General features: G+C 68.4%; 9 protein-coding genes and 1 pseudogene. 6 read left to right on the top strand and 4 right to left on the bottom strand.

The window, feature by feature from the left end; genetic code table 11:
• A partial coding sequence (locus ACIPQB_RS26035) for a transposase (protein WP_446483963.1) occupies window positions 1-224 on the top strand: 224 nt, incomplete at its 5' end.
• Window positions 225-236: 12 nt separating this feature from the next.
• On the opposite strand, the gene ACIPQB_RS26030 is transcribed toward ACIPQB_RS26035, so the two are convergent.
• Both ACIPQB_RS26030 and ACIPQB_RS26025 read right to left on the bottom strand, forming a co-directional pair.
• Window positions 237-380 (bottom strand): hypothetical protein, encoded by a 144-nt coding sequence (locus tag ACIPQB_RS26030; RefSeq protein ID WP_446488148.1) that lies wholly within the window; start codon window positions 378-380, stop codon window positions 237-239.
• Window positions 381-465: 85 nt separating this feature from the next.
• Window positions 466-756 carry a DUF1272 domain-containing protein gene (locus ACIPQB_RS26025; protein WP_446488147.1) on the bottom strand — a complete coding sequence of 97 codons (291 nt, stop codon included), beginning with the start codon at window positions 754-756 and terminating at the stop codon, window positions 466-468.
• A gap of 323 nt (window positions 757-1,079) precedes the next feature.
• Between ACIPQB_RS26025 and carA the strand changes: the two genes are divergently transcribed.
• The 4 genes from carA (at window position 1,080) to ACIPQB_RS26005 (ending at window position 4,831) form a co-directional block, all read left to right on the top strand.
• Window positions 1,080-2,264, top strand: coding sequence for a glutamine-hydrolyzing carbamoyl-phosphate synthase small subunit (carA, locus tag ACIPQB_RS26020; RefSeq protein ID WP_446488146.1), 1,185 nt, complete (start codon window positions 1,080-1,082; stop codon window positions 2,262-2,264).
• Between the two features lie 77 nt (window positions 2,265-2,341).
• The gene (locus ACIPQB_RS26015; RefSeq protein WP_446488145.1) at window positions 2,342-3,943 is read left to right on the top strand and encodes a peptide chain release factor 3; all 1,602 of its coding nucleotides are present in this window, start codon (window positions 2,342-2,344) and stop codon (window positions 3,941-3,943) included.
• A 74-nt stretch (window positions 3,944-4,017) separates the two neighbouring features.
• A complete protein-coding gene (locus tag ACIPQB_RS26010; protein ID WP_446488144.1) occupies window positions 4,018-4,197 on the top strand; it encodes a hypothetical protein in 180 nt (59 codons plus the stop codon).
• A 292-nt stretch (window positions 4,198-4,489) separates the two neighbouring features.
• Complete coding sequence (locus tag ACIPQB_RS26005) at window positions 4,490-4,831, top strand: HVO_A0114 family putative DNA-binding protein (RefSeq protein ID WP_446488143.1); 342 nt, start codon at window positions 4,490-4,492, stop codon at window positions 4,829-4,831.
• Between the two features lie 10 nt (window positions 4,832-4,841).
• On the opposite strand, the gene ACIPQB_RS26000 is transcribed toward ACIPQB_RS26005, so the two are convergent.
• Complete coding sequence (locus tag ACIPQB_RS26000; RefSeq protein WP_446488142.1) at window positions 4,842-5,660, bottom strand: hypothetical protein; 819 nt, start codon at window positions 5,658-5,660, stop codon at window positions 4,842-4,844.
• Entirely contained in the window at window positions 5,657-6,304 is a 648-nt protein-coding gene (locus ACIPQB_RS25995; RefSeq protein ID WP_446488141.1) for a hypothetical protein, read from the bottom strand. The genes ACIPQB_RS26000 and ACIPQB_RS25995 overlap by 4 nt, the downstream gene beginning before the upstream one ends.
• A gap of 446 nt (window positions 6,305-6,750) precedes the next feature.
• Here ACIPQB_RS25995 and ACIPQB_RS25990 point away from each other — a divergent pair.
• Window positions 6,751-6,883, top strand: a pseudogene (locus ACIPQB_RS25990) (IS630 family transposase); the annotation flags it as partial.

Here is a 6,883-nt window from a genome sequence, read left to right as displayed (position 1 = left end):
GGCTGGCCATCGAGGCCAGGGGCGCCCAGTTGGTCTTCCTGCCGCCCTACTCGCCCGATCTCAACCCCATCGAGATGGCGTTTTCCAAGCTCAAGACCCTGCTGCGCAAGGCCGCCGAACGAACCCGAGACAATCTGTGGGACCGCATCGGGCTGGTCCTGGACGCCTTCACCCCCGACGAATGCGCCAACTATTTTCGGCATGCCGGATATGTGTCAACTTAAGCGACGAATGCTCTAGAGGCTATGGGCGATGAAGATCGCCGCGCAAACGGGCGCCGCGACCACCAGCAGCAGGCGCAGGGTCGTGTCGAGCGCGCCCGACCAGCTCAGGCCGGGGCGTGAAACGGGGACGGGACGACGCGCGCCGGCTGGGGTCATGGTTCTGCTCCTGGAAGCTCGACCATGACCGCCAAGCGTTAACGCCGGGTCGGCCTCCGGCCCCGCGGGCCCGCGACAGATTGTTTCAGGCCCAGGAGGGCGAGGGCCCTTCCGGGCGCGGCGGCGGCCGCACGGCCGCGCAGGCCGTGTGGGACTTGTAGACCCGCTTCAGCGAGGCGGGAAAACGGTGCAGGGCCGCGGCCGGGCGGATCGGCCGGGCCGACAGGTCGCCGCCGCAATTGGGACAGACGCCGGAGAATCGGCTCTCCACGCAGTCGGCGCAGAAGGTGCATTCGAAGGTGCAGATCCGGGCCTGGTCGCTGTCGGGCGGCAGGTCGCGATCGCAGCACTCGCAATTGGGTCGCAGTTCGAGCATGGGCCGTCCTCCCGTGTTCTTATGCTGGTTCTTGTGCCGGAGCCTTGCACCATAAGGGCCGGCGGCCGCCTTGCGCGAGGGGGCTTGTCGACCGATCACGGGAATGTGGCCTGGGGGCCGCTCCGCCGTGATCGAAGGGGTTGACCCCCCCGCCGCATCCCCCTAGACACGCCGCCGTTTGCGCGGCGGCCGGGCGGCGGTCCTGCCGCCGTCCTGCGGGCGCCGGCCGGGCCGGGCCCGGGCTGGACGGGGTTACGCCCGGCCCGCCTTTTTGCGACAATGACCAGCCCTTCGGGGGCAGCGTTCTGGAGGCGCTTTCCGAGATGTCCAAAGACCTGCTCCCCAATGCCTCGCTGCTCAAGGGCGTCACCGGCGTCCTGGCCCTGGCCGACGGCACGATCCTGCAGGGCGTCGGCTGCGGCGCCGTCGGCGAGGCGGTCGGCGAGGTGTGCTTCAACACCGCCATGACCGGCTACCAGGAGATCCTCACCGATCCGTCCTACATGGCCCAGATCGTCGCCTTCACCTTCCCGCACGTCGGCAATGTCGGGACCAATCTCGAGGACCTGGAGCAGATGGCCGGCGGGGCCGAGACGGCCGCCCGCGGCGTGCTGTTCCGCGAGGTCCCCACCGACGCCGCCAACTGGCGGGCCAACAGCGACTTCGACGCCTGGATGCAGCGGCGCGGCGTCATCGGCCTGGCCGGGATCGACACCCGGGCCCTGACCCGCAAGATCCGCGAGACCGGCATGCCGCACGGCGTCATCGCCCATTCGCCGACCGGCCAGTTCGATCTCGAGGCCCTGGTCGCCAAGGCTCGCGCCTGGTCGGGCCTGGAAGGCCTGGACCTGGCCAAGGACGCCTCGACCACCCAGACCTTCACCTGGAACGAGGGCCTGTGGTCGTGGCCCGAGGGCTACGCCAAGCTCGACAAGCCCAAGTACGAGGTCGTGGTCCTCGACTACGGCGTCAAGCGCAACATCCTGCGGGCCCTGGCCCATGTCGGGGCCCGGGCCACGGTGGTGCCGGCCGACACCAGCGCCGCCGACATCCTGGCCCGCAATCCCGACGGCGTGCTGCTGTCCAACGGCCCGGGCGACCCGGCCGCCACCGGCGCCTATGCGGTGCCCGAGATCCGGAAGCTGGTCGAGAGCGGCAAGCCGGTGTTCGGCATCTGCCTTGGCCACCAGATGCTGGCCCTGGCCCTGGGCGCCCAGACCGTCAAGATGGAGCAGGGCCACCACGGGGCCAACCACCCGGTCAAGGACCTGACGACCGGCAAGGTCGAGATCGTCTCGATGAACCACGGCTTCACCGTCGACAGCGCCAGCCTGCCCCAGGCGGTGACCGAGACCCACGTCTCGCTGTTCGACGGCACCAACGCCGGCCTGGCCCTGACCGGCAAGCCGGTGTTCAGCGTCCAGCACCACCCCGAAGCCTCGCCCGGCCCGACCGACAGCCTCTATCTGTTCGAGCGCTTCGCGGGCCTGATGGACGCGGCGAAATAGCGCCAGGCGAAGCGCTGACTGCGGCCTGACCCTCGCCGGAGGGTGACAAGCCGGCCGCGTGGCGCTAACCCCCGCTGATGAGCACATCTCTCGCCCTCGAGGCCGCCCGTCGGCGCACCTTCGCGATCATCAGCCACCCTGACGCCGGCAAGACCACCCTGACCGAGAACCTGCTGCTGGCCGGCGGCGCGATCCGCGCGGCCGGCGCGGTGCGGGCCCGCGGCCAGGCCCGCCGCACCCAGTCCGACTGGATGAAGATCGAGCGCGAGCGCGGCATCTCGGTCAGCGCCAGCGTCATGACCTTCGACCACGACGGCCTGATGTTCAACCTGCTGGACACCCCGGGCCACGAGGACTTCTCCGAAGACACCTACCGCACCCTGACGGCCGCCGACGCGGCGATCATGGTGCTGGACGCCGCCAAGGGCATCGAGCCCCAGACCCTGAAGCTGTTCGAGGTCTGCCGCCTGCGCGACATCCCGATCATCACCTTCATCAACAAGATGGACCGCGAGGCCCAGGACCCGTTCGAGCTGCTGGACGAGGTGTCGTCCAAGCTGGCCCTCGACCCCGCGCCGCTCTACTGGCCGGCCGGCTCGGGCGGCCGGTTCAAGGGCATGCTCGACCTGCGGGCCCAGACCTTCATCCCCTACGCCAAGAAGAGTTCGACCGACGAGGAGGGCCACCCGCCCGCCGTGGCGCTGAAGTCCAACGCCATCGTCCAGTACCTCGATCCCGAGGAGCTGTCGGAGGTGGAGGAGGGGGCCATGCTGGTGTCCGAGGCCGCCAAGCCGTTCGACGTGCAGTCGTTCCTGGAGGGCCACATGACGCCGGTGTTCTTCGGTTCGGCCCTGCGCCACTTCGGGGTCAACGAGCTGCTGGCCGGCATCGGCGCCTACGCCCCGCCGCCGCACCCGGCCAAGGTCAGCAAGGCCGGGGTCGACACCCATGTCGCGCCGGGCGACGCCGAGGTCTCGGGCTTCGTGTTCAAGGTCCAGGCCAACATGGACCCCAACCACCGCGACCGCATCGCCTTCCTGCGCCTGACCAGCGGCCGCTTCACCCGCGGCATGAAGCTGAAGGCCCAGAACACCGGCAAGGCCATGAGCGTCAACGCGCCCATCATGTTTTTTGCTTCCGACAGAGAACTCGCCGAGGACGCCTTCGCCGGCGACGTGATCGGCATTCCCAACCACGGGGTGCTGCGGGTCGGCGACAGCCTGTCCGAGACCGGGACCCTGCGCTTCGCCGGCCTGCCCAACTTCGCCCCGGAGATCCTCCGCCGCGTGCGGGTCAAGGACCCGCTGAAGGCCAAGCACCTGAAGAAGGCTCTGGAGGGTCTGGCCGAGGAGGGGGTGACCCAGCTGTTTAGGCCGATGATCGGCAGCTCCGACTTCATCGTCGGCGCCGTGGGCCAGCTGCAGTTCGAGGTCATGGCCGACCGCCTGGCCAACGAATACGCCCTGGACTGCATCTTCGAGGCCGCCCCCTACGCCGAAGCCCGCTGGATCAACGGCGATCGCGCCGACGTCGAGGACTTCACCCACAAGCACCGCTCGGCCATGGCCCACGACATCGACGAGCAGCCGGTGTTCCTGGGCAAGTCGAGCTGGGAGATCGGCTACGTCGCCGAGCGCTATCCGAAGGTGCGGTTCGAACGGACGAAGGAGCGGGGGTAGGGGCGGTTCGCCAAATCGGCGTCCCGTGCTAGCCTGCGGACATGGCCGCCAATGCTCCCCGAGACGCCCGGGCCTTGATCAAGAAGATCACCAGCCTGCCGAGCGAACGCCTCGCCGAGGTCGAGGATTTCGTCGATTTCCTGCGCCAGCGGGATCGCGACCAGGCCCTGACCCGCGCCGCCGCCGCTACGAGCGCCCCGGCCTTCGCGGCGGTGTGGGATAATCCCGAGGCCGACGTCTACGATACCCTCTGAGGGGCTTTTTGGATGAGGTGGCCGAGGGTGGATCTTCGGATAATACCGACGGCCTTTGAGTTAGAGCCCTTGCTTCCTCTTCAATCCGTCCTCCCGGGCCTTGTGCCCGGGATCCATCTGTCCGCCGCAAGGGCAGGAGTATGGCGCGCAGGCGCGCCATTTCGCTTCACCGTCAGCTGAACCATGGGTCCCGGGCACAAGACCCGGGATGACGGGGTTTTTGAGTGAGAACGGTCGAAATCAAAAGGCTGCTGGTATTAAGTGGGGCGGAGGTCGACCGATGGAGGCCGTGATGAGCACCGTGACCCTTTCCGTCGCCTCGCGTGAGGACGTGACCCGCCGGGCTCTGGCCGCCTTCGACGGCCAGGCCCAGGGCGACCATATCTCCTTCGCCTCGGTCGACCTGCTGTGGCGGACCCTGACTAAGAAGCGCTGGGAGCTGCTGGCGGCCATGACTGGCCAGGGCGAACTGCCGATCCGCGAGGTCGCCCGCCGGGTCGGCCGCGACGTCAAGGCCGTGCACGGCGACATCCACGCCCTGCTCGCCGCCGGCGTGCTGCGGCGCACCGCCGGCGGGGTGGCGTTTCCCTATGACGCGGTGCATGTGGATTTCAGGCTGACGACGGCGGCTTGAGGAAACGCCCTCAGCGACGCAGGGGATCGGCCTCCAGCGCCTTCAGGCGGTCATAGACATGGCTGATCTCGACATGGTCCCGCTCGGCCTCGATGGCCCAGACCCGGGCGGCGACCTGCCTGGCCTTGGCCAGGTCGGACGCCTCGCCGCCCTTGCGCGCGTATCTGTCGAGCCAGGACGCGGCCTCGATCGTCCAGAGCTTGGCCTTTTCGTGCTGGGTGGCGCGGAGCGTGGGATCCTCCAGCGCCTCGTGGACAGTCTGGATCGCCGCGGCCGGATGGCCCGTCGCGCGCAGGTGAGCGGCCAGGGCCACGGCGATGTCGCCCCACGGCTCGTCCCGGGACGAGGCCAGCCGTCGCCAGGCCTTGGCGACCTCGACGGCCTGGTGATGGAGATCGTTGCGCTTGAGGGCGAAGAACTGCCGTTCGCGGGCCCGCCTGTCCGGCAGGCGGTTCTGTCGCCGCGCCATTTCGGCGGCGTGCAGCGTCGGGACGTCCGACGACGACACGCTGAACGGATAGCCGGGGCCGAGGTCCCGCCTCATCTCGGCTTCCTGGCGCTCATGCGGCGCCACGAGCGCCTCGATGGCGGCGATCAGGGGGCTGTCGTCCGGGGCGTGCAACCGGCCGTCCTTGACCAGGCCCAACGGCACGCGCACCACGCCGTCGGGACCGTCGCAAATGAGCGACAGGTTGGGCGCCACGCCGCTGATCGACAGCAGCTCCTCGTGCCGGCCGTCGTCATAGTCGCAGCCGATCAGCAAGGCGTGGTCGGAGGACTCCGCCTTGAGCCAGCGCTGGACGAGGTCGCCGGCGATTTCGCAGGTCATGGCTGGTCCTCGGAAAGCATGGGGTCGGGATCGGGCGAGAGTTTCAGGAACCCCGCCAGTCGCCCGCTCCCATCGTCCTTCAGGGCGATCTTCAGCACGCAGTAGGCGCGGCCGAGCGGCAAGCGAAACAGCACCGATTCCAACGCCTGCTCCTTGGTCAGCGCGGCCACGCTGTCGAAGATCGCGATGTAGCGCAGCGCCTGGTGTTTCAGCCGTTTGCCCGCCTCGCCGTCGAAGGCCTCGACGATGCGCCTGGGCTGGATGATCAATTGCGCGAAGGCGGTCCGATCGCCGGCGTCATAGGCTTTCTGGTAGATTTCCAGCTTGCCCTGGCCGCCGCCCTTCTTCTCCTCCACGACCAGCCGCGCGGTGATGGCGATCATGCGCGCCTGGGCGCCCAGGTCGCCGCGCGCCAGGTCATAGGCGTTGAGCAGTTCCTGGCTGCGCGCCTGCCGCGCCTGGATATTGGCGGCATAGGCGATGAAGGCCAGGGCGGCCGCGCTGGCGACGGCGCCGAGGAACTCCGCCAGGTGCTCGCCCATCCAATCGTTGCTGGACGCGGCCGATTTCCAGGCCACGAAAGCCACGGCCGCGATGACGATCAGGACGAGGCTTACACGCCAGGCCGGCGGCAGTTCACGCATACAGGGACTCTCACGCCATGACGCCTCCCTTGGCCGAGGCCTTTCGAGCGTCCGAAAAACGCCCTTGGGTCGCGCATTTCTCCTATGCAGCCCATGATGTAGTGAAGGTCAATAGCCCGAGGGGCGCGATTGAGGGGCACACACTCATTTCCCAGCCACCTGCACGCTGAGTCACGCTACCTGCCGCAAGATCGCTGCGGAAATGAGTGTATGTCCCTCATCGACCGGCGGAGCGGAGGTCACGCCGGCAGCGGACTGATGAATTGTCTGCGACGGGGTGGTTGTCGGACGCCTCCTCGAGTCGCTTGGCAGACGGTCTCGCTCGCCTCAGAAAGCCAACCTCTAGAGCATTCGCCCGTTGAGTTGAATCGATTGTGATCGGAGGGAGGATTCCCTTCGTCGTGGGATCATGAGTCCCTTGAGGCCTTCTGATTTGGGAGGTTTGGATGGGCGCGGCGCATTCGAAGGGTCTTCGCGAGCGGGTCGTGGCGGAAGTCGTGGCGGGCGCATCTCGCCGCCAGGCGGCGGCGCGGTTCAAGGTCAGCATATCGTCGGCGATCCGCTGGGTGGCGCTGGCGG

It is taken from the genome of Caulobacter sp. LARHSG274 (genome assembly GCF_052871235.1).
This window is presented reverse-complemented; position numbering and strand designations above follow the sequence as displayed.

Bases quoted from the DNA above. Each gene is read 5' to 3' on its own strand.
- ACIPQB_RS26030 (WP_446488148.1), bottom strand. From the start codon at position 380: ATGACCCCAGCCGGCGCGCGTCGTCCCGTCCCCGTTTCACGCCCCGGC.
- ACIPQB_RS26025 (WP_446488147.1), bottom strand. From the start codon at position 756: ATGCTCGAACTGCGACCCAATTGCGAGTGCTGCGATCGCGACCTGCCG.
- carA (WP_446488146.1), top strand. From the start codon at position 1,080: ATGTCCAAAGACCTGCTCCCCAATGCCTCGCTGCTCAAGGGCGTCACC.
- ACIPQB_RS26015 (WP_446488145.1), top strand. From the start codon at position 2,342: ATGAGCACATCTCTCGCCCTCGAGGCCGCCCGTCGGCGCACCTTCGCG.
- ACIPQB_RS26005 (WP_446488143.1), top strand. From the start codon at position 4,490: ATGAGCACCGTGACCCTTTCCGTCGCCTCGCGTGAGGACGTGACCCGC.
- ACIPQB_RS26000 (WP_446488142.1), bottom strand. From the start codon at position 5,660: ATGACCTGCGAAATCGCCGGCGACCTCGTCCAGCGCTGGCTCAAGGCG.
- ACIPQB_RS25995 (WP_446488141.1), bottom strand. From the start codon at position 6,304: ATGCGTGAACTGCCGCCGGCCTGGCGTGTAAGCCTCGTCCTGATCGTC.